The organism is Streptomyces sp. F001 (genome assembly GCF_004187715.1).
In the GTDB taxonomy this organism is placed as follows: domain Bacteria; phylum Actinomycetota; class Actinomycetes; order Streptomycetales; family Streptomycetaceae; genus Streptomyces; species Streptomyces flavusporus.
Genome location: NZ_QZWF01000011.1, coordinates 162,643 through 184,722, shown reverse-complemented (window position 1 = coordinate 184,722; position 22,080 = coordinate 162,643). Strand labels below are relative to the sequence as shown.

At 69.9% G+C, this 22,080-nt stretch carries 16 protein-coding genes; 14 read left to right on the top strand and 2 right to left on the bottom strand.

What is annotated here, in order from left to right; genetic code table 11:
* Nucleotides 1–40 precede the first annotated feature (40 nt).
* The 7 genes from StrepF001_RS30895 to StrepF001_RS30865 all read left to right on the top strand — a co-directional run bounded on the left by StrepF001_RS30895 (nt 41) and on the right by StrepF001_RS30865 (nt 11,929).
* Complete coding sequence (locus StrepF001_RS30895) at nt 41–3,703, top strand: LamG-like jellyroll fold domain-containing protein (protein ID WP_129801495.1); 3,663 nt, start codon at nt 41–43, stop codon at nt 3,701–3,703.
* Between the two features lie 70 nt (nt 3,704–3,773).
* On the top strand, nt 3,774–4,808 hold the full coding sequence (locus StrepF001_RS30890; protein WP_129801494.1) for a LacI family DNA-binding transcriptional regulator: 1,035 nt from the start codon (nt 3,774–3,776) through the stop codon (nt 4,806–4,808).
* Nucleotides 4,809–4,885: 77 nt separating this feature from the next.
* On the top strand, nt 4,886–6,085 hold the full coding sequence (locus StrepF001_RS30885; protein WP_240797759.1) for an extracellular solute-binding protein: 1,200 nt from the start codon (nt 4,886–4,888) through the stop codon (nt 6,083–6,085).
* 28 nt (nt 6,086–6,113) lie between these two features.
* The gene (locus StrepF001_RS30880) at nt 6,114–7,085 is read left to right on the top strand and encodes a sugar ABC transporter permease (protein ID WP_240797758.1); all 972 of its coding nucleotides are present in this window, start codon (nt 6,114–6,116) and stop codon (nt 7,083–7,085) included.
* Nucleotides 7,082–7,933: a carbohydrate ABC transporter permease gene (locus StrepF001_RS30875; RefSeq protein ID WP_129801491.1), complete on the top strand. Its 852-nt coding sequence runs from the start codon at nt 7,082–7,084 to the stop codon at nt 7,931–7,933. The genes StrepF001_RS30880 and StrepF001_RS30875 overlap by 4 nt, the downstream gene beginning before the upstream one ends.
* 34 nt (nt 7,934–7,967) lie before the next feature.
* On the top strand, nt 7,968–9,971 hold the full coding sequence (locus tag StrepF001_RS30870) for a TIM-barrel domain-containing protein (protein WP_129801490.1): 2,004 nt from the start codon (nt 7,968–7,970) through the stop codon (nt 9,969–9,971).
* Nucleotides 9,968–11,929 (top strand): beta-L-arabinofuranosidase domain-containing protein, encoded by a 1,962-nt coding sequence (locus StrepF001_RS30865; RefSeq protein WP_129801489.1) that lies wholly within the window; start codon nt 9,968–9,970, stop codon nt 11,927–11,929. Before StrepF001_RS30870 ends, StrepF001_RS30865 begins: the two co-directional genes overlap by 4 nt.
* 61 nt (nt 11,930–11,990) lie before the next feature.
* Here the strand turns inward: StrepF001_RS30865 and StrepF001_RS30860 are convergent, their stop codons facing one another.
* Nucleotides 11,991–12,464 carry a DUF4396 domain-containing protein gene (locus tag StrepF001_RS30860; protein ID WP_129801488.1) on the bottom strand — a complete coding sequence of 158 codons (474 nt, stop codon included), beginning with the start codon at nt 12,462–12,464 and terminating at the stop codon, nt 11,991–11,993.
* 159 nt (nt 12,465–12,623) lie between these two features.
* On the opposite strand from StrepF001_RS30860, the gene StrepF001_RS30855 reads away from it, so the two are divergent.
* Nucleotides 12,624–13,259: a methyltransferase domain-containing protein gene (locus tag StrepF001_RS30855; protein WP_129801487.1), complete on the top strand. Its 636-nt coding sequence runs from the start codon at nt 12,624–12,626 to the stop codon at nt 13,257–13,259.
* Nucleotides 13,260–13,429: 170 nt separating this feature from the next.
* On the opposite strand, the gene StrepF001_RS30850 is transcribed toward StrepF001_RS30855, so the two are convergent.
* Nucleotides 13,430–14,377, bottom strand: a complete 948-nt coding sequence (locus StrepF001_RS30850) for a methionyl-tRNA formyltransferase (protein ID WP_129801486.1) — start codon at nt 14,375–14,377, stop codon at nt 13,430–13,432.
* A gap of 242 nt (nt 14,378–14,619) precedes the next feature.
* On the opposite strand from StrepF001_RS30850, the gene StrepF001_RS30845 reads away from it, so the two are divergent.
* The 6 genes from StrepF001_RS30845 (at nt 14,620) to StrepF001_RS30820 (ending at nt 22,039) form a co-directional block, all read left to right on the top strand.
* The gene (locus StrepF001_RS30845; protein ID WP_129801485.1) at nt 14,620–15,975 is read left to right on the top strand and encodes a lysine N(6)-hydroxylase/L-ornithine N(5)-oxygenase family protein; all 1,356 of its coding nucleotides are present in this window, start codon (nt 14,620–14,622) and stop codon (nt 15,973–15,975) included.
* A gap of 112 nt (nt 15,976–16,087) precedes the next feature.
* Nucleotides 16,088–17,146: an iron ABC transporter permease gene (locus StrepF001_RS30840; protein WP_129801484.1), complete on the top strand. Its 1,059-nt coding sequence runs from the start codon at nt 16,088–16,090 to the stop codon at nt 17,144–17,146.
* Nucleotides 17,143–18,204, top strand: coding sequence for an iron chelate uptake ABC transporter family permease subunit (locus StrepF001_RS30835; protein WP_129801483.1), 1,062 nt, complete (start codon nt 17,143–17,145; stop codon nt 18,202–18,204). Before StrepF001_RS30840 ends, StrepF001_RS30835 begins: the two co-directional genes overlap by 4 nt.
* A gap of 38 nt (nt 18,205–18,242) precedes the next feature.
* Nucleotides 18,243–19,082: an ABC transporter ATP-binding protein gene (locus StrepF001_RS30830; RefSeq protein WP_129801482.1), complete on the top strand. Its 840-nt coding sequence runs from the start codon at nt 18,243–18,245 to the stop codon at nt 19,080–19,082.
* A 111-nt stretch (nt 19,083–19,193) separates the two neighbouring features.
* Nucleotides 19,194–20,249, top strand: a complete 1,056-nt coding sequence (locus tag StrepF001_RS30825; protein ID WP_129801481.1) for an iron-siderophore ABC transporter substrate-binding protein — start codon at nt 19,194–19,196, stop codon at nt 20,247–20,249.
* Nucleotides 20,250–20,251: 2 nt separating this feature from the next.
* Entirely contained in the window at nt 20,252–22,039 is a 1,788-nt protein-coding gene (locus StrepF001_RS30820; protein WP_129801480.1) for an ABC transporter ATP-binding protein, read from the top strand.
* Nucleotides 22,040–22,080 lie beyond the last annotated feature (41 nt).

Here is a 22,080-nt window from a genome sequence, read left to right as displayed (position 1 = left end):
GTTCGACAGACCACGTATCGACTCACAGGAGCTGCAACCGATGGTGCAATCGAGAGCAAGACGGGCGCGCCCGGGCCCACGCGCGCTGGTCGTCACCGCACTGGGCGCCGGCCTGCTGGCCACGGGCCTGACGGTGCCGGCCGCGACCGCCGCCGAACTGCCGGCGCCGAAGCTGCACTACACCTTCGACGCCGACGACCTGAGCTCGGGGAAGGTCACCGACAGCTCCGGCAACGGGCTCGACGGCTCTCTCGTCAACGGCTCCACCGCCGCCCTGGTCGGCGGCGCGGACGGCGGCTCGGCGCTGGACCTGCCCGGCGGGGCGCCCACCTCCGACGGCGCGTACGTCCGTCTGCCCCGCGAAGCGGTCGGCTCCGCAACCGACCTGACGGTCTCCGCGCGCGTGAAGTGGAGCGGCGACAAGTCGTCCTGGCAGCGGATCTTCGACCTGGGCACCGACACCACCAAGTACCTCTTCACCACCCCCTACAGCGGAAACGGGGTGCTGCGCACCGCCGCGACCACCGGCGGAGGGAACGCGGAGGCACAGGTCAACGGCTACGCGATGCTTCCCGCGAACGAGTGGCGGACCGTCACCGTCACCCTCGACAGCTCCGCCCGCCGGCTCACCACCTACCTCGACGGCGTGCCGGTCTCCTCCGCCGAGACCGGCATCAAGGCCCGGGATCTGCTGGCCAGTTCGGCCACGGCCGCCGGCTACATCGGCAAGTCGTTCTGGCCGGATCCGCTGCTCAAGGGCGCGGTCGACGACTTCACCGTGTGGCATTCGGCGCTCAGCTCAGAACAGGTGGCCGACATGGCCGGGAACGTTCCCACCCTCCAGCAGCTCTCGCGGACGTCCTTCGAGGCCCGCACCACGACCGGAACCGCCCCGTCCCTCCCCGCCGCCGTCCGCTCCTCCTTCTCCGACGGCTACGACCGCGACACTCCGATCACCTGGGACGCCGTACCGCCCGAGAAATATGCCCGGACGGGCACGTTCACCGTGGCGGGAACAGCGGCCGGGCGTGCCGTGCAGGCGACGGTCACCGTGGTCCGCGAGGGGCAGCTCAACGTCGACCTCGGCTCGGACACCGGCAAGTTCCACGGCGGCGCCTCCGGCACCCTGTACGGCGTGTACGGGCCGGACGTCCCCACCAACAACCTCATCGAGGGCATGGGCCTGCGCACGGTCTCCACCAAGGCGCAGGACGGCCCGCAGCACCCCGGTGCCGACGCGCTGGAGGTGGTCAAGCCGCTGGCCGACTCCACCAACGGTGACGTGTACATCTACATGACGGACATCCACCGCGGCTTCCCGTACCAGTGGCCGGGCGACACTCCCGAGGAGAAGCTCAAGCTCTACCGGGAGAAGATCGACAAGCAGGTCGACCAGGTCCTGAAGCTGCCGAAGGAGTACCAGGACAACATCGTCTTCGTGCCGTTCAACGAGCCCGAGGGCAACATGTTCGGCACCGGCGAGTGGAGCTACAACAAGGTCAGCTGGCTCAACGACCCGGACGACTACTTCGCCGCCTGGGACGACTTCTACCAGCTCATCAAGAGCAAGATGCCCGAGGCCCGCATCGCCGGCCCCAACACCAGCATCCTCTACGACCAGGTCAAGGGCTTCCTCATCCACACCCTGGCCGCCGGCACCCTCCCGGACGTCATCACCTGGCACGAGCTGAGCCACCCGGAGGCGGTGCGCGAGAGCGTCGCCACGTACCGGGCGTGGGAGAAGGACCTGTTCAAGGGCACCGACCGTGAGGGCACCCAACTCCCCGTCAATATCAACGAGTACGCCTTCAACTACCACACCTCGGTCCCCGGCCAGATGATCCAGTGGGTGTCCGCGATCGAGGAGTCCAAGGTGGACGCCGACATCGCGTACTGGAACATCGACGGCAACCTCTCCGACTCCGCGGTGCAGTCGGGCCGCGGCAACGGCCAGTGGTGGCTGCTGAATTCGTACGCCTCGATGAGCGGGCACACGGTGAAGGTGACCCCGCCGTTCCCCGGCGAGAACTACACCATGCAGGGCGTCGCCACGCTCGACGAGAAGAAGAAGCAGTCACGGCTGATCTTCGGCGGCTCCACCGGCAAGGGTCACATCACCTTCGACAACGTCCCGAAGAACCTTTTCGGGGACCGCGTGCACGCCTGGATGAGGGAGATCGAGTGGAGCGGGCAGGTCGGCGACAACTCCGGCCCGAAGCTGCTCTCGGAGCAGAACCTGAAGGTCGGTGACGACGGCAAGGTCGTCGTCGACTTCGGTGACGGCGCGCTGCCGAAGCTGAAGGAGTCCTCGGCGTACGAGATCGTCCTCAGCCCGGCCGGAAAGGCGGCGGGCACGCAGTCCCCGCCCGTGCGGTGGCAGGGCTCGTACGAGGCGGAGGATGCCGCCCACACCGGGGCCGGCTACTCGAAGAACGGTCCGGAGGGCTCGCCCCGCGACGTGTCGAAGTTCTACACCTCCGGCGGCTACGACGTGGGCGGCCTGCGCACCGGCTCGGACGTCGAGCTCGACTTCACCGTGGACGTGCCCGAGGACGGCACGTACGACCTGAGCGTCTTCGCCAACTCCCTCAACACCTTCGACAAGGTGAAGGAGCAGGGCCCGGCCAACGTCTTCCTGAGTGTGGACGGCAAGGCGGACAGCGAGCAGGAGTTGTACCTGCCGCTCGGCTACAAGTGGGTGGTGTGGGACCACACCGACACCAAGGTGAAGCTCACCAAGGGCAAGCACACCCTCACGCTCGCCGCGAAGAGCCTCGACGGCAAGCGTGCCACCAAGGGTGACGCCATCGTCGACCGCCTGACCCTCTCCCTGCCGGAGGCGTCGGCCGGCACCCAGGTGTACGAAGGTGAACTGGCCTGGCTGGGCGGCGGGGCGCGCCCCGTCTACGACCTGCCGAAGCCGGCGACCACCGGATCGGGCGCGGCTCGGCTCGCGAAGGGCCAGACCGCCACGTTCTGGGTCTACTCGCCCGCCGACCGCGAGGCCACCCTCAAGGTCGACGCCCTCGCCGGCTCGGGCGCCCGGCTCTCCGTCAACGGCCACGACGTCCTGCGCCTGGCCAAGGGCAGGAGCAGCGCGGCGGTCTCCCTCTCGGGCGGCGTCAACAAGGTGACCATGACCGGAGGTTCGTCCACCACCCTCGTCGACCGCCTCACGGTCACACCGACCGAGGGCGCGCTGCCGGAGCGCACGTACGAAGCTCAGGACGCCGAGCTCGCAGGCTCGGCCAAGCTCAGCCCGCTCTCCCTGGCCACCGACGGCACGGCCGTCACCGGCATCGGCGGCGCCCCCGGCAACGGCAACACCGCGACGTTCCACGTCACGGCCGACCGGGCCGGCCTGTACGCGCTGCGCATCCGCTACTCCAACCCGGAGCAGTCGGAGGCCACGCACTACAACCCCGACCCCCTCGTCCGGCACGCGGACATCACGGTGGGCGGTGGCAAGCCGCAGCGTGTGACGTTCCCGCACTCGTTCCACGAGAACAACTTCTGGGAACTCACCGTCCCCGTCCGCCTGGAGAAGGGTGACAACGCCATCACCTTCAGGTCCGAGGAACTGCCCAACTTCGACGGCGAGACGTACGCGTCGGACACGTTCCCGGGCGTCCTGCTGCGCTCGAAGTACGCGCCCCTGATCGACAGGATCACGGTCGCCAGGTTCTCGGCCCCACGGCCGTGAGGTTGAACGGCCCCACGGCCGTGAGGTGAACGCCCTCACGGCCGTGAAGTGAAAGGACAAGGGAGTCAGAGTGGTCACGATCGGCGACATCGCGCGCGCCGCCGGGGTTTCCCGCAGCACCGCCTCGTACGCACTGTCGGGCAAGCGGTCCATCTCCGCGGAAGTGCGGCAGCGGGTGGCGGACGCGGCGCGGGAGCTGGGCTACACCCCCAACGCCGGCGCCCGCGCCCTCGCCACCGCGGAGACGATGGTCCTCGGCCTGCTCGCCCAGTTCCACGAGGACGAGTTCGCCCCGGCCATGCTCCAGTACATGCTGGGCGTCTCCGACACCGCGCGCGAGCTGGGGTACGACACCCTGCTCGTCACGGAGACCGACGGCGCCCGCGCGTTGCGCCGGATCACCAGCTCCCGGATGGTCGACGGCGTCGTCCTGCTGAACGTCGCGCAGGACGACGCCCGGCTCCCGCTCCTCAGGTCGGCGCCCCAGCCAGGGGCGCTGGTCGGGCTGCCGGGGGACTGCTCCGGCGTGGACGTCTTCGACCTCGACTTCGAGGCGGCCGGCCGGCTGATGGTCGACCACATGCACCAGCTGCGGCACCGCGAGCTGATCCTGGTCTCCCAGCCCGAGCACGTCGTCGAGCGCGGCGGCGCCTATGTGTGGCGGCTGCAGAACGCGGTGGTGCAGCAGGCGCGGGCCCGCGGCATCGAACTCCACGCGGTCTTCGGCGAGTCGCGGCAGCCGGAGGTCGGACGGACGCTGCACGCGCTGCTGGACGCCCACCCGGCCGCGACCGGCCTGCTGCTCAACAACGAGGCGGCCGCCGCGGCGCTGCCGTCCGTCCTGCACGCCCGCGGTCTTCAGACACCACGGGACCTGTCGGTCATCGGCCGCTACTCCGACGAGTTCGCCCGCACCTTCTCGCTGCCCTTCACCTCCATCGAGAGCGCACCCGACCTCCTCGGGGAGATGGCCGTACGACAGCTCGTGCGCCGGATCGTCACCCCGCAGGCCAGGGACGAGCCGCACGTTCTGCGGCTCCTCACGCCCGAGTTCGTCGACCGCGGGAGCACCGGCGTGCCCTGCGCACCACCCAGCACCTCATGAGTTCAAGGAGAAAGACAGTGAGAGACCTCCCGAAGCCCTTCCGTGCCGCGGGCGTGCTCGGCGCCGCCCTCGTCCTCATGACCGGCGCGGTCGCCTGCTCGTCGAACACCGGCAGCGGCGGCGGCGACCAGGCCGACGACACCTACACCTGGTGGGACCCGTACCCGCAGCACAACAAGTCGTCCGACTGGGCCAAGCGGGTCACGAAGTGCGGTGACGAGGCGGGCGTCACCATCAAGCGCACCGCCTACGACACCACGGCGCTGACCAACCAGGCCCTGCTCGCCGCCCAGGAGGGCACGTCGCCCGACATCATCCTGCTGGACAACCCCGCCGTCTCGACGCTCGCCGACACCGGCATGCTGACCACGATGGAGGAGTTCGGTCTCGACACCTCCGAGATCGACGAGAACCTGCTCGCGGCCGGTGTGGCGGACGGCAAGGAGTACGGCATCCCCATCGGCGCCAACACGCTTGCCATCTACTACAACAAGACCGTCCTGGACGACGCCGGCGTCGACCCCGGCTCGGTCAAGGACTGGGCGTCGCTCACCGCCGCCCTGAAGAAGGTGAAGGACGCCGGGCACAAGGGCATCACGTTCGCCGGCATCGGCACCGAGGAGGGCTCCTTCCAGTTCCTGCCGTGGTTCTGGGGCGCCGGGGCGGACCTGCGCGACCTCGACTCGGCCGAGGCCGCCGAGGCCCTCGACCTGTGGACCGGCTGGCTGAAGAACGGCTACGCACCCAACTCCGTGATCAACAACTCCCAGAACACGACCTGGGAGGAGTTCCTGACCGGCGACTTCGCCTTCGGTGTGAACGGCACCTGGCAGGTCAACAGCGCCGCGGAGGCCGACTTCCCGACCGGCGTGATCCAGATACCCGGCAAGGACGGCGGGGTGGCACCGACCCCGACCGGCGGCGAGTTCCTCACGACTCCCGTGCAGGACGACACGGGCCGGTACGAGGCCACCAAGAAGATCGTGGAGTGCATGACCACGCCGGAGGGCATGGTGGAGACGGCCACGACCTTCGCGTACTACATCCCGCCGACGAAGGCCGGACAGGACAAGCTCCTCGCCGACCAGGCCGAACTCGAGCCGTGGGTCGAGGCCGTACGCACCGCCAAGGGACGCACCAGCGACGACCTCGGGACCGACTACCCGAAGATCTCCGAGCCCCTGTGGACCGCCGTGCAGCAGGCCCTCAGCGGAAGCAAGAGCACCAAGGACGCGCTCGGCGAAGCACAGGCGACCGCCGAGGACGAGGTCGGCTGACCGCCGCCCGAGGAGCCGTTTCATGAACATGTCCACGAAGTCCGCCCCGCAGGCCCGGGAGGCCGGCGGGGCGGCCGGCGAGCCACCCTCCGCCCCGCGCCCGCGGATCCGCGTGCGCGGACGCTCCACCCAGTGGGCCGCGTTCGCGTTCCTGGCCCCGCTCGTCGCCTACCTGCTGGCCTTCTACGCCTACCCGCTCTACCGGAACATCGACCTCAGCCTGCACGACTACACCGTCAGGTCGTTCGTGCAGGGCGGCGCCGAGTTCACCGGTCTGGCCAACTACCGCGACATCATGGGATCCGAGGCGTTCGGCCCCGCGCTGCGGAACACCCTTGTCTTCACGCTCGTCTCGATCGTCGCGCAGTACGCCATCGGCCTCGCGCTCGCCGTGTTCTTCCGCGACAACTTCCGCCTGTCCGGGGTGCTGCGCGGTATGTTCCTCGTCCCCTGGCTGCTGCCGCTGATCGTCTCCGGCTCCACCTGGTCGTGGATGATGAACAGCGACAACGGGATCGTCAACGCGGCCCTCGAGGCGTTCGGCATCGGTCAGATCAACTGGCTCACCGACCCGGGCTGGGCGCTGACCTCCGTGATCATCGCGAACATCTGGCTCGGTATCCCGTTCAACCTCGTCATCCTCTACTCGGGCCTGCAGAACATCCCGCGCGAGCTGTACGAGGCGGCGGCGCTGGACGGGGCGAACGCCTGGCAGCAGTTCTGGCGGGTGACCTTCCCGCTGCTCCGCCCCGTCTCGGCGATCACCCTGCTGCTCGGTCTGGTCTACACGCTCAAGGTCGTCGACGTGATCTGGATCATGACCACCGGCGGGCCGGGCAGCACCTCCACCACGCTGGCCGTGTGGTCCTACCGGGAGGCCTTCGGCACCGGGCTGCCCGACTTCTCGCCCGCGGCCACGATCGGCAACCTGCTCATCCTCATCGCCCTGGCCTTCGGCTTCCTCTACCTCCACCTCCAGCGTCGACAGGAGCGGTCATGACAGCGCCGACGCCCTCGGTCACGCCCCGGCACCCCCGGCGCAGGCCCTGGTGGAAGACGGCCCTGGGGGTCTTCCTCACCGCGGTCATGCTCTTCCCGGTCTACTGGATCTTCAACGTGTCCCTGACCAGGACCGAGGACATGCGGTCCGACCCGCCGCACTGGTTCCCGTGGGACCCGACGCTCGAGGGCTACGCGAACGTCGTACGCGACCAGTTGCCGGCCCTGACCACCAGCCTCGGCATCGGCCTCGGCTGTGTGCTGCTCACCCTGGCGATCTCCGCGCCCGCCGCGTTCTCGCTGGCCAAGCTGCGCCCACGGGGCGCGGGCACGGTCAACTTCCTGCTGCTGGTCGCGCAGATGGTCCCCAGCGTGGTCATGGCGGTGGGCTTCTACGCCATCTATGTGCGGCTCGGCTGGCTCAACTCGGTCTGGGGCCTGATCATCGCCGACTCCACGATCGCCGTGCCCTTCGGCGTCATGGTGCTGACGGCGTTCATGTCCGGCATCCCCGGCGAGCTGATGCAGGCCGCGAAGATCGACGGGGCGAACACCTGGCGGATCTTCCGTTCCGTGATCCTGCCGCTCAGCCGCAACGCCGTGCTGACGGTGTCGCTGTTCGCGTTCCTGTGGGCGTGGTCGGACTTCATCTTCGCCTCCACGCTCGACCGCAACGGCGACGCGATCCCGATCACCCTCGGGATCTACGCCTACATCGGCAACAACACCACCGAGTGGAACTCGATCATGGCGACCGCCGCTGTCGCCTCCGTCCCCGCGGCCGTCCTGCTGGTCGTCGCCCAGCGCTTCGTCGCCGGCGGCGTCACCGCGGGCGCCGTCAAGGACTGACCGTGGGGAAACCGACTGTGAGGAACAAGAGTTCATGGTGAGCTTCCGACCGTCCCCGACCGCCCTCGAGGTACGGCACCGCCACGAGGTCCTGACCATCGAGGCCTGGGGCGCCGACAGTGTCCGCGTCCGCGCGGCGCAGCACCGGATCCCGGCCGAGAGCCACGGCGCCCTGGACAACCAGCCCCCGCCGTGCGACCTCCCGCAGATCACCGCCGAGAAGGACCGGGCCACGTTCGTCCACGGCGACCTCACCGTGCAGGTGGACTTCGACCGGCGAGCCGCCTACCCCGAGCCGCTGCTGACCTTCACGCGCACGAGCACGGGAGACGAGCTGCTGGCCGAGAGCCGCGAGCACTTCTGGCTGCCGGGGGCCCGGGTCTTCACCGGAAACCAGTGGGGCACCCACGAGGTGCACCAGCAGTTCGCCGCGTACGACGGCGAGCGGTTGTACGGCATGGGGCAGCGCACCCACGGCCGGCTCGACCTCAAAGGGCTCGCCCTGGACCTCGTCCAGCGCAATGGCGAGGTGAGCATTCCGTTCGTGCTGTCGAACCGGGGCTACGGGCTGCTGTGGAACCTCCCGGCCGTCGGCCGCGCCGAGTTCGCGCAGAACGCCACGCGCTGGCAGGCCGGCCAGGCACGCGAGATCGACTACTGGTTCACCGCCGCCCCGACACCCGCCGCCATCCTCGCCCGCTACGCCGACGCGACCGGGCACACACCCGAACTACCCGAGTGGGCCAGCGGTTTCTGGCAGTCCAAGCTGCGCTACCGCGACCAGGACGAGCTCCTCGCCGTCGCCCGCGAGCACCGGCGCCGAGGCCTGCCGCTGTCCGTCATCGTCGCCGACTACTTCCACTGGCCGGCCATGGGCGACCACCGCTTCGACCAGAGCGAGTGGCCCGACCCCAAGGCGATGGTCGACGAGCTGGCCGACCTGGGCGTCGAGCTCATGGTGTCGATCTGGCCGACGGTCTCGCCGCTGTCGGAGCACTTCGCGGACTACCGCGACGGCGGTCTCCTGGTCGGCACCCACCAGGGCGTCGAGTTCCACCAGACCATCCAGGACAAAGGCATGGCCACGCCGATGCCGGTGGCGTTCTACGACCCCACCAACCCCCGGACCCGGCAGTTCGTATGGGACCTGGTCCGCCGCAACTACCGCGACCTGGGCGTCCGCGTGTTCTGGCTGGACGCCTGCGAACCCGAGCTGAACCCGGCGCACCCCGGACACCTGTCCCTGTACGCCGGGCCCGGCGCCGAGGTCGCCGGCATCTACCCGCGGGACAACGCCCGTCTGTTCGCCGAGGGCATGGCGGCGGACGGGGAGCCGACGGTGCTGCTGTGCCGCTCGGTCTGGGCGGGCGCGCAGAAGTACGGGGCGGCGCTCTGGTCGGGCGACATCCCCGCCACCTGGCAGTCCCTGCGGCAGCAGATACGGGCCGGGCTGAGCACCGCCGTGTCCGGCATCCCGTGGTGGACCACCGACATCGGCGGCTTCCACGGCGGCGACGCGCGCGATGCGGCCTACCGGGAACTGATGATCCGCTGGTTCCAGTTCGGCGTGTTCTGCCCGCTGTTCCGGCTGCACGGCGACCGCGAGCCGCGCAACCCCACCTCCTTCGCGCAGACCGGCGGCCCCAACGAGGTGTGGTCGTACGGAGAAGAGGCGTACGACATCATCTCGGCCCTGCTGCATCTGCGGGAGCGGCTGCGCCCGTACATCCACGAGCAGATGCGCACGGCCGCGCGTACCGGACTGCCGCCGATGCGGCCGCTGTTCGTGGACCATCCGGAGGATCCGCACGCCTGGGCGGTGGACGACGCGTTCCTGTTCGGCCCGGACCTCCTCGTCGCGCCGGTGACACAGCCCGGGCAACGGTCGCGGGAGGTGTACCTCCCGGCCGGCACCCGTTGGGTCTGTGCCGGGAGCGGCGAGGTCCACGAGGGCGGCCGCACCGTGACGGCGCCCGCGCCCATCGACCACATCCCCGTCTTCACCCGCGAGGGTGCGGACCTCCCACTGACCGCATGAGGAGAACCACCAACGTGACCGTGCAGGAGAGCACGACCGGCGCCGATCCGAAGGGCGGCCGCCCGGTACTCCCCTCCCGGGGCCGGCAGCGACCGCTCGGCATGGGCGAGACGACGCTCACCGGCGGATTCTGGGCGACGCTGCAGCAGACCAACGCCACGGCGAGCCTCGAGCACTGCGAGCAGTGGATGGAACGCCTGGGCTGGCTCGCCAACTTCGACCGGGTCGCCGACGGCACGACAGGACCCGACCGGGCCGGCTGGTCCTTCGCCGACTCCGAGGTCTACAAGCTCATCGAGGCCCTGGCGTGGGAGTACGGCCGTTCCGGCGATCAGGTCCACGACGACGCCGTGCGCCGGCTCACCGCACGCATCGCCCGCGCCCAGGACGCCGACGGCTACCTCAACACCTGCTTCGGGCACGCCGGCCGGCAGCCCCGCTACAGCGATCTGGAGTTCGGCCACGAGCTGTACTGCACGGGGCACCTGCTGCAGGCCGCCGTCGCCCGGCTCCGCACGACCGGCGCCGACGAACTCGTGGCCGTCGCCCGCCGGGCCGCCGACCACGTCTGCGACACCTTCGGCCCCGACGGGCTGCAGGGCATCTGCGGCCATCCCGAGATCGAGGTCGGACTGGCCGAGCTGGGGCGCGCGCTGGGCGAGAGCCGCTACGTCGAGCAGGCACGGCTGTTCCTGGACCGCCGCGGGCACGGCGCCCTGAAGGACATCCCGCTCGGCCGCGCCTACTTCCAGGACGACGTGCCGATCCGCGAGGCCGACACCTGGCGCGGCCACGCCGTGCGCGCGCTGTACCTGTCGGCCGCGGCCGTCGACGTCGCCGTGGAGCAGGACGACCAGGAGCTCCTCGCCGCCATCGAGCGCCAGTGGGCGAACGCGGTGGCGCGGCGGACCCATCTGACCGGCGGCATGGGATCCCGGCACCAGGACGAGGGGTTCGGCGAGGACTGGGAGCTGCCCCCGGACCGCGCCTACTGCGAGACCTGCGCCGGCGTGGCCTCGGTCATGGTGTCGTGGCGGCTGTACCTCGCCACCGGAGACGTCCGGTACGCCGACCTCGTCGAGCGCACCTTCTTCAACATCATCGCCACCTCGCCGCGTTCGGACGGGCGGGCGTTCTTCTACGCCAACCCGCTCCAACAGCGGGTGGCCGGCGAGACCTCCGACGACGACGCCGTGAGCCCCCGCGCCGAGGGCGGTTCCCGCGCCGCCTGGTTCGACGTGTCGTGCTGCCCCACCAACGTCGCCCGCACGCTGGCCACCTGGCACACCTACCTCGCCACGGCGGGGCGGCACGAACTGACGCTGCTGCAGTACGCCGGCGCCCGGATCGAGGCCGAGCTGGGGGACGGGCGGACCGCGTCGCTCGAGGTCGAGACGGACTACCCGCGGGACGGCCTCGTGACCGTGCGGGTGGTGCGGGCGCCCGAGGGGCCGGTGACCCTCCGGCTGCGCGTGCCCGCCTGGGCCCGGGGGGCCGAACTCGACGAGGGCGGGCGCCGGCGCTCCGTCTCCACGGGCCTGGCCGTCGTGGACCGGGAACTCACCACCGGGGAGGAGATCCGCCTCCACCTCCCGATGACCCCGCGCTTCACCTGGCCGGACCACCGCATCGACGCCCTCCGCGGCTGCGTCGCCGTCGAACGCGGCCCGCTCGTGTACTGCGCGGAATCCGTCGACCTCCCGGCCGGCACCGAGCGCGACGATCTGACAGTGGACACCGGCGCAGCGCCCCTGTACCACGAGGGCCGCGTCACGGTCAGGGCCGCCACGAACCACCGGAACGATCCCGAGCCGGCCTGGCCGTACGGGACACCGGCCGACGTAGGCGGAACGGGCAGTACCGCATCCATGGACCTCGCCCTCGTCCCGTACCACCGGTGGGCCGAGCGGGGACCGACGGGCATGCGCATCTGGCTGCCCGTCGCCCGCCCGTCCTGAACCACCGGCATTCCGGCCGGCAGGCGGCGCGCCGCAACGGCCCCACCTGCCGGTCCGGTCGTCAGTGGTGGGCGTGGGCGTGGACGACGGCGTGGCCCTTGCCGCGGCCGATCATCCACTTGTTGACCGGCGTGGTGATCACGAAGGCGACCGCGAACCCGCCCAGCAGGGCCGACCAGAACAGTCCGTCGGACAGGTGGGCGTCCATCGCGCCCGGGGTGAGGGCGATGATGGCGTTGTCGACGAACTCCATCACGGCGATCGAGACGGTGTCGGCGGCCAGCGCGATCTTGATCGCGCTCCGGAGGTTCAGGCCGGCCCGGAGTACCGCGAACAGCGTGAACGAGTAACCGAAGAGGAACGCCAGCGCGATCGCCAGGACCATGGTGGGCACGTTGCCCCACAGCAGCGCCGTGCCGATGACCATGCCGAGGATCTCACCGATGGCGCAGCCGGTCAGGCAGTGCAGCGTCGCCTTCACCGCCATGCTCCAGGACGCTCCCGCGTGCCCTGCGTGGTGCGAGCTGTGGTCCATGACCCTCATCCCGTTCCCGTCCAGCGTGAACCGTCTCCTGAGCTCCACACCTCCTCAACGTATACCCCCCAGGGGTATTCCTTCAAGCGGCTACGTGTGCGGGGCCCGGGGGTTGCGACTACGTTGGTGGCTGCTTGACCAGGTCAAGGAGGGGTGGTCATGCCCCTGGGGCCGCATGCCTACGAGTTCTGCGGTGCCGTCCTCTTCGCGGGCCGGCGACACCGTGCCTTCACCCGCCTCGCCGAGCTCAGCGGAGCCGAGGCCGGAGACCGCGTTCTGGACGTGGGGTGCGGCACCGGCTGCCTCACGCGGCACATGGCCGCCCGGGTCGGGCCCGAAGGTGCGGTGACCGGGGTGGATCCGGCACCGCCCGTACTCGCCTACGCCCGACGCAAGAGCCACAACGGCCGGGATCGCCGTAGTGCCCCCTGCGTCTATCAGGAGGGCATCGCCGAGGCCCTCGATCTGCCCGACGCGTCCTTCGACACCGTCGTCACCAGCCTGATGCTGCACCACCTGCCGGGGGAGCTTCGGCCGGTGGCGCTGCGCGAGATGCTGCGGGTGCTGCGGCCGGGCGGTCGGCTGCTGGTCGTCGAGTTCCGGCCGCCGAAAGGCCGCCTCGGCTGCCGTCCGGTGCACCCCACGGGTGGGCACGCCATGGCGGACCTCCGCGTCGACCTGCTGGCCGGACTCGTCGCCGACACGGGCTTCGAGGTGCGGGGGAGCGGTGAGGTCCGGCCCTGGCTCGGTTATGTGCAGGCTGTGCGGCCCGGGGGTGGGGAGTCCGGCCATTGAGGGTAGGTGGGGGGAGGACGCGTACACCCACTCGGTGAGGACGGGTGCCATGAGTGGAATTCCGCGCTGGGTCGTGCAGGCCGTCGGTGTGCTCGCGGCCCTGGCCATCCTGTTCTGGCTGGGGACCGAGGTGGTCAGGAACTTCTGAGCGAAGGCCGGCCTGTGGTCGCTCAGGGGCGGCTGGTCAGGTAGCCGCCCATGGAGGTGAAGTACTCCGTCGCGCCCAGCTCCCGGCCGTCCTCGGTCCGTACGCGCGTGATGGCCAGGCCGTGGTTGCGGCCGGTGCGCGCGTCGGCCCCGGCGACGATCACCACGCCGTCGCCCTCGCGATAGAAGATCCGGCCGGGCGTACCGCCGTAGCGGCCCTGGGACACCACGGCGGCCAGGATCTCGAGTCGCTTGCCCTTGTGGAAGGTGAAGGCGCTGGGGTACGGCTCGGACTGGGCGCGGACGAGGCGCTCGAGGTCCTCCGCCGGCCAGGTCCAGTCGATGCGGATGTCCTCGGCGGACCGCTTGTGGAAGAAGCTCGCCCGGGACCGGTCCTGCTTGGTGAACTCCGTCTGCCCGGCGGCGATGAGGTCGAGCGCGCCGATCGTGACCGGGGCGATCAGGTCGACGGTCTTGTGGAAGAGGTCCGTGGCGGTGTCCGTCGGTCCGACCGGCACCGCCTCCTGCCGGACGATGTCGCCGGCGTCGAGTTCGTCGTTCATCATGTGCGCCGTGACGCCCACTTCGGGCTCGCCGTTGATCAGTGCCCAGATCAGCGGGGAGAAGCCGGCGTACTTCGGCAGCAGCGAGTCGTGCACGTTCAGCGTGCCGTGGCGCGGCAGGTCGAAGATGCGCGGGGGGATCCATGTCCGCCAGTTGTTCGCCACGATGATGTCCGGGTCGGCCTCCTTGAGACGCTCGAACAGCTCGTCGTCGTCAGGGCGGTTGCGGATCAGCACCGGGACGCCGTGCTCCTCGGCGAGGTCGGCGACGGAGTCGCTCCAGATCTTCTCGTACGCGTGCTCGCTCTTGGGGTGCGTCACGACCAGTACCACGTCGTGTTCGGAGTCCAGGAGGGCTTGCAGGGTGCGGTGCCCCCAGGTCTGGTAACCGAACATGACGACCCGCATGGGTTCCTCCTCAGGACAGGGGCTGACCGGGGACAAGTGAAGCAAGGCTTACCTTAGTTTGCAACGGCTGTGTATAAAGCCCCAGTTGACGGGTGTCGATGTTCCGGCTGTCCGGTTTGCCCTATCGACAGCTTCACAGGATTAGCTTAGGCTCACCTAAGTTCGCGGGCCGCTCCGTCGGCGTGCCCACCTTTCGACTTCCCCACGCTCGACAGGCGACTGCCCCGCACGATGGGAGTGACATGTCACAGGTTCTTCCTGCTGACGCACCACTGGTCCACGACCTCATTGGCATCGGCTTCGGGCCGTCCAATGTGGCCATGGCGATCGCACTCAGCGAGCACAACGCACGCGTCGGCCGGCACGAGGCGATCACCGCTCACTTCTTCGAGCAGCAGCCGCGCTTCGGCTGGCACCGCGGCATGCTGATCGACGACGCGACCATGCAGGTGTCCTTTCTCAAGGACCTGGTGACGCTCCGGAACCCGGCCTCCCAGTTCAGCTTCCTCTGCTACCTGAAGAGCAGGGGACGGCTGATCGACTTCATCAACCACAAGAACCTCTTCCCGCTGCGGGTGGAGTTCCACGACTACTTCGAGTGGGCCGCGGCCCAGGTCGACGACATGGTCTCCTACGGTCACGAGGTCGTCGGCGTTGCGCCCGTCGTCCGTGACGGGGCCGTGGAGTACCTGGAAGTGACGGTCCGTTCGGGGGAGGGACTCGTGGTCCACCGGGCCCGCAACCTCGTCATCGGCACCGGGCTGCGTCCCCTCATGCCGGAGGGCGTGGAGCGCGGCGAGCGCGTCTGGCACAACTCCGAACTGCTGGCGAAGGTCGATGCGTTGGAGGACACCTCGCCCTCCCGGTTCATCGTCGTGGGCGCCGGGCAGAGCGCCGCCGAGAACGTCGCCTATCTGCACCGCCGCTTCCCCCGGGCCGAGGTCTGCGCGGTCTTCTCCCGCTACGGCTACAGCCCCGCCGACGACAGCAGCTTCGCCAACCGGATCTTCGACCCCGCGGCGGTCGACGAGTACTTCGCCGCACCCGAGAACGTCAAGCGCCGCCTGATGGACTACCACGGCAACACCAACTACTCCGTGGTGGACATCGATCTGATCGACGACCTGTACCGGCAGATGTACCAGGAGAAGGTCCTCGGCACCGAGCGGCTGCGCTTCCTCAACGTCTCCCGGCTCACCGACGTCAAGGAGACGCAGGGCCTGGTCCGTGCCACCGTGAAGTCCCTCGTCACCGGCGAGGAGACGCTCCTCGACGCGGACGTCGTGGTCTTCGCCACCGGCTACAGCCCGGCCGACCCCCTCGGCCTCCTCGGCGAGGTCGCGGACCGCTGCCTCCGTGACGACGAGGGCCGGGTCCGCGTCGAGCGTGACTACCGCATCGCGACGGACCCCGGCCTGCGCTGCGGCATCTATCTGCAGGGCGGCACGGAGCACACGCACGGCATCACGTCGTCCCTGTTGTCCAACACCGCGATCAGGGTCGGTGAGATCCTGGACTCGCTCCTCGACCGGGGTCTCAAGTCCGCCTCGGACGAGGCCCGGGCGGTTGCCGACGGAACCGGCGGCACGGCCCGTTAGTCCGCCCACAGGTTCGCCCCCACACCGCCACGCCCCGCCGGGTGGCATCGCACCCGGCAGGCGCGGCAGCCCTGTGCAACCCCGTGAAACCAAAGGGATAACGTACGTCGACATGGGCACGACTGCAGTGGAGCGCCCCGCGTCCAAGGCCACAACAGAGGCCCGTCGGCGGCGGGTTGTGGGTTTGGGCACGCTGGTGGTGATCCTCGTGGTCGCGGGGGCGGTGTCGTTGGCCGTCGGTGCGCGCGCGTTGAGTCCTGCCGAGGTGTGGCACGGGTTGTTCGCGGCGCCGGACCCCGACCAGCGGCTCACCGAGATCAGGCTCATCGTGCAGACCGTGCGGGTCCCCCGGACGGTGCTCGCGATCGTGGCGGGCATCGCCCTCGGGGTCGGCGGGGCGTTGATCCAGGGGTACACGCGCAACCCGATCGCCGACACCGGCCTGCTCGGGGTGAACTCCGGTGCCTCGTTCGCCGTGGTCTCGGTGATCGCCGTGTTCGGGTTCGACAACCCGTTCCAGTACGTCTGGTTCGCCTTCCTGGGGGCGGCAGTTGCCGGTGTCGTCGTGTTCGGGCTTGCGAGCATCGGCCGGGGCGCCGGCAATCCGTTGACGCTCGCACTGGCCGGGCAAGGGGTCACGGTGTTTCTCGCGGCGATGACCACGGCGGTCGCGCTGTCGGACAAGGAGTCGCTGAACGCGCTGCGGTTCTGGAACGCGGGCTCCGTGGCCGGTGTCGGATTCGACGTCATCTGGCCGGTGACCGCGTTCATCGCGGTCGGCCTGGTGCTGGCCCTGACCACGCTGCCCGCCATCAACCTGCTCAACCTGGGCGACGACGTGGCACGGGGGCTGGGCGTGAACATCACGCTGAGCCGGACCATCGGCATCGCCGCCATCACCCTCCTTGCGGGCGCGGCGACGGCGGCGTGCGGCCCCATCGCGTTCCTCGGACTCATGGTGGCCCACGTGGCCCGGTATCTCACCGGGCCGGACTATCGCTGGCTGGTGCCGTACGCGGGTCTGCTCGGCGCCGTCGTCCTGCTGGTCTGCGACATCGTGGGCCGCCTGGTGGTGCGGCCGGGCGAGTTGGACGCGGGTGTCCTCGTCGCTCTCCTCGGCGCCCCGTTCTTCGCGGGTCTGGTGTGGCGCGGAAAGTTCAAGAACGCATGAACGGGACAGAGTTGAAGCCATCGGTGGCGCCGGGCGTGCGGCTCGGTCACGTGTCGTTCGTCTGGCGGCCCTGGATCGTCCTCGTCACGCTGCTGCTGGCGGGGGCGAGTTTCCTGGTGTTCTGCCTGTCCATCGGCATCGGGGACTTCCCCATCAGTCTGCCCCGGGTGATCGCCACGATCACCGGCGGGGGCGAACAGGTCGACGAGTTCGTGATTATGGACCTGCGGATGCCGCGTGCCCTGGCCGGGCTCGTCGTGGGGATCGCGCTGGGCGTGTCCGGGGCGATCACCCAGTCCGTCGCGCGTAACCCGCTGGCCAGCCCGGACATCCTGGGGATCACCAGCGGCGCCGGCGCGGTCGCGGTGTTCGGGGTGACGGTGTCGGGCGGGGCCGCCGCGGCGGTCGTCGACTCCGTGGGCCTGTCCGCGGCGGCGCTCGCCGGCGGTCTGGGCACGGGGCTGCTGGTGTACTTCCTGGCGTGGCGGCGCGGGATCGACGGCTTCCGGCTCATCCTCATCGGCATCTCGGTGAGTGCCGTGATGCAGGCGATCACCACCTGGCTGCTGGTGACGGCCGACATCAGGGACGTGGCCCGGGCCCAGGCGTGGCTGGTCGGCTCGCTGGACGACCGGTCGTGGGGCGAGGTCCGGATCGCGCTCTGGTGCACACTCGTCCTCCTGATCGTCGTGGCGTGTGTCGCGTTCCAGTTCAAGCCGCTGCACTTCGGCGACGAGGTCGCCGCGGGCCTGGGCGTCCGCTACTCGATGGTGCGGGCGATCCTGCTGCTGTGCGCGGTCCTGCTGGCCGGTGTGGCGGTGAGCGCGGCGGGCCCGGTCCCGTTCGTCGCGCTGGTGGCGCCGCAGGTGGCGATGCGTCTGGCGAGGTGCCCCACACCGCCGATGGTGGCCTCCGGCATGGTCGGAGCGCTGCTGCTGATCGGCTCGGACCTGGTCGCGCGCACGGCACTGCCGATCACTCTCCCGGTCGGCGTGGTCACCGCCGCGATCGGCGGCCCCTTCCTCGTCTATCTGCTCGTACGGGCGAACCGCAGATAGCTGATACAAAGTTAGGCAAGCCTGAATAAGGGGGCCTTGTGGTCGCTCAGTCCATCACCAAGACCGAGTCCGGGGTCGAGGACGCCGCACGGCTGGCAGCCAGGGGTGTCACGGTCGGGTACGGCGCCCGGACCGTCATCGACGAACTCGACGTGGCGATCCCGCCAGGGGTGATCACCACGATCATCGGCCCCAACGGCTGCGGCAAGTCGACCCTGTTGCGGACCCTGTCGCGGCTGCTCAAGCCGGCCAAGGGGACGGTCGTGCTGGACGGCGATGACATCGGCAGGCTCAGGACCAGGGACGTGGCGAAGAAGCTCGGCCTGCTGCCCCAGGCACCGGTCGCGCCCGAGGGGCTGACGGTGTCCGACCTGGTCGCCAGGGGCCGCCATCCGCACCAGAGCTGGCTGCGGCAGTGGTCGTCGGACGACGCCGCCGTCGTGGAGCGCGCGCTGGCCATGACCGGGGTGTCCGACCTGGCCGACCGCCCGGTCGACTCACTGTCCGGCGGGCAGCGCCAGCGCGTCTGGATCTCGATGACCCTGGCCCAGGGCACCGACCTGCTCCTGCTGGACGAGCCGACCACCTACCTGGACCTGGCGCACGCGATCGACGTGCTCGACCTGGTGGACGACCTGCACGAGTCGGGGTGCACCGTGGTCATGGTGCTGCACGACCTCAATCTGGCCACCCGCTACAGCGACAACCTCATCGTGATGAGGGAGGGGTCGATCCTGGCGCAGGGGCACCCCCGTGACGTGATCACCGCCGAGTTGCTGCACGAGGCGTTCGGACTGCGCGCCAAGGTGATCGACGACCCGGTGGGCGACCGGCCGCTGATCGTGCCGATCGGCCGTACCCACGTCCAACTCGACTGAAGCGCTCCGAAGTTACATAAGTTAGGCTAGGCTAACCTCACTCGCTCACGGTACGGTTTGCCTGCCCTCAGGCGGGGCGTAGTGGACAGCGCGACAGCAAGGGGATTCCGGATGCTCCTCACAAGAACGACGCGTACGAAGCCGTTGCGGCGGTTGGCGGCCGTACTGTCCGCCGCGACTCTCGGCGTCGGCCTTCTCGCGGGATGCGGTTCCGACTCGTCCGACTCGGCGGACAACGCCGGCGACAACACCTCGACCGCCGCCGGCGCATTCCCGGTCACCGTGGAGCACGCGTTCGGATCCACGAAGGTCGCCAAGGCTCCCGAGCGGGTGGTCACCGTCGGTTACACGGACGACCAGAGCGTCCTGGCATTCGGCATCAAGCCGGTCGGCATGACCGACCAGTACCCGAACCCGGCGGGCCAGAGCCCCGACATCAACACCCAGTGGCCCTGGGTGAAGGACAAGTGGGGCGACACCAAGCCCGAGGTCATCATGAAGAACGGTGACTCCGGCCCCAACTACGAGAAGATCGCCGCCCTGCGCCCGGACCTGATCATCGCGGTCTACTCCGAGATCGACCAGGCCGCCTACGACAAGCTCTCCAAGATCGCCCCGACGGTGGGTCGTACCAAGGCCGAGAAGGAGCCCTTCAGCGCGCCCTGGCAGGACAACGCGCTCCACATCGCCAAGGCACTCGGCAAGGCCGAGGAGGGCGAGAAGATGGTCGCGGACATCCAGGGGCAGCTCGACGAGGCCAAGAAGGCGCACCCCGAGTTCGCGGACCAGACCGCCGTCGCGCTGTCCTGGTACGAGGACTCGGTGGCGCCGTTCACCTCCACCGACGTGCGCGGCCGGCTGGTGTCGGGCATCGGCTTCAAATACCAGACCGAGATCGACAAGGTCGCGGACGGCAGCTTCTACACCAAGCTCTCACCCGAGCGCATCGACCTGGTCGACGTCGACCGCATCTTCGTCATCAACGACAAGGCGGACACGGACGCGCTGAAGAAGTTCGAGCTGTTCGCCAACCTCGACGCGGTGAAGAACGGCAAGGTGTCGTACCTGCTGGACAGTGAGGGCCCGGCGGTCGGCGCGGCCATCTCCCAGGGCACCATGCTCTCCATGCCGTACGCGATCGACGAACTCGTCAAGTCGGTCGAGTAGGTGTGAGCACCACCGTCACACGCGTCGCCCCGGCGACCCTGCGCACGGCGACCGGACGCGAGGCCACCCGATGGGCCGCGGCACACTGCCGCGAAGTGCCCTGGCTGACGGTCGCCACCGTGCTCACCACGGTGGCCGGGGCGGCGCTCCAGGTGCTCCCGGTGCTCCTGCTCGGCCGAGTGGTCGACGGGGTGGTCGAGGGCGCATCGCAGTCGGTCCTGGTCACGATCGGGGCCCTGATGGCGGCCGCCGCGCTGCTCGGCGCGGCGGCCACCGCGGTGTCGACGTACCTGATCGGGCGGCTGGGCGCGGATCTGCTCGCGCGGCTGCGTGAAGGCGCCGTCCGGGCGGTGCTGGGGATGCCGAGCGCACGGATCGAGCAGGTCGGCCGCGGAGACGTGCTCTCCCGGGTCGGTGACGATGTGGCCGTCATCTCCAAGGGCATCCGCACGGCCGTTCCCACGGTGTTCTCGGCGGGAGTGCTGGTTGCCATCGCCACGGTCGGCATGTTCGGACTGGACTGGCGGCTCGGCCTGGCGGGCGCCGCCGCGCTGCCCGCGTACGCGCTGGCCCTGCGCTGGTATCTCCCCCGGTCCGCCCCGCTCTACCGGAAGCAGCGGCTGGCCCAGGCCGACCGTGCGCAGGCGTTGATCAGCGGTCTGGACGGGATCGACACGGTCCGGGCGTACCGCCTCGAGGAGGCCTTCCGCGAGAAGGTCACGGCTGAGTCGTGGCGGGTGCGCAACCTCGGTATCGAGGTGTTCCGGTTCTTCGGCCGGTTCGTCGGCAGGGAGAACCGCGCCGAGTTCATCGGGCTGGTCCTCATCCTCGTGGTGGGGTACGCCCTGTTGGAGGCCGATGCCGCCAGCCTGGGCGAGGTGTCGGCGGCCCCGCTGCTGTTCCACCGGCTGTTCACCCCGCTGGGCCTCATCATGTTCACCTTCGACGAGGCGCAGAAGTCGGGCGCGAGCCTGACCCGGCTGGTCGGGGTCCTGGGGGAGGACGCGGAGGACCGGCTGGTGGGCGACGCGTCCGTCGCGTCGGCGCACGCAGGGCCGTTCCCGGTGACGGTGGAGGGGCTGACGTTCCGTTACCCCGGCACCGACGAGCCGGTCCTGAAGGACGTCGACCTGACGATCCCGGCCGGTGGTTCGCTCGCCCTGGTGGGGGCGACGGGCGCGGGCAAGACGACCCTGGCCGCGCTGATCGCGGGCATCGGAACCCCGCAGGCCGGATCGGTGCGTGTCGGGTCGACCGACCTCGCCGGTCTGGACGAGGCCGGGGCGCGGGCCTTGGTGAGCATCCTGACGCAGGAGACGCATGTGTTCTCCGGTCCGCTCGCCGACGACCTGCGGCTGGCCGCGCCGGAAGCGACCGACGCCGAGCTGATGGGTGCGCTGCGCACGGTCGGCGCCGACGAGTGGGTCGACGCGCTGCCCGAGGGGCTGAACACCCTGGTCGGCGAGGGCGGTGAGCGCCTGGACGTCACCAAGGTCGCCCAGATCGCCCTGGCCAGGCTGGTGTTGGGTCGTTCGCCGGTGGTGGTGCTCGACGAGTCGACGGCGGAGGCGGGCAGCGAGGGCGCCGCCGAGCTGGAGCGGGCCGTGCTGGCCGCGTGCCAGGGCCGGACCACGTTGTTCGTGGCGCACCGGCTGACCCAGGCGATGGCGGCGGACCGGATCGCCGTGCTGGACGCGGGGCGCGTCGTGGAGCAGGGAACGCACGAGGAGTTGGTGGCTCTGGGCGGCCGGTATGCGCGACTGTGGCGGGCCTGGCGAGAAGGCAGTTAGGTAACCCTAATTCAGGTGAGAGCTTACTTTCATTCCTTGGA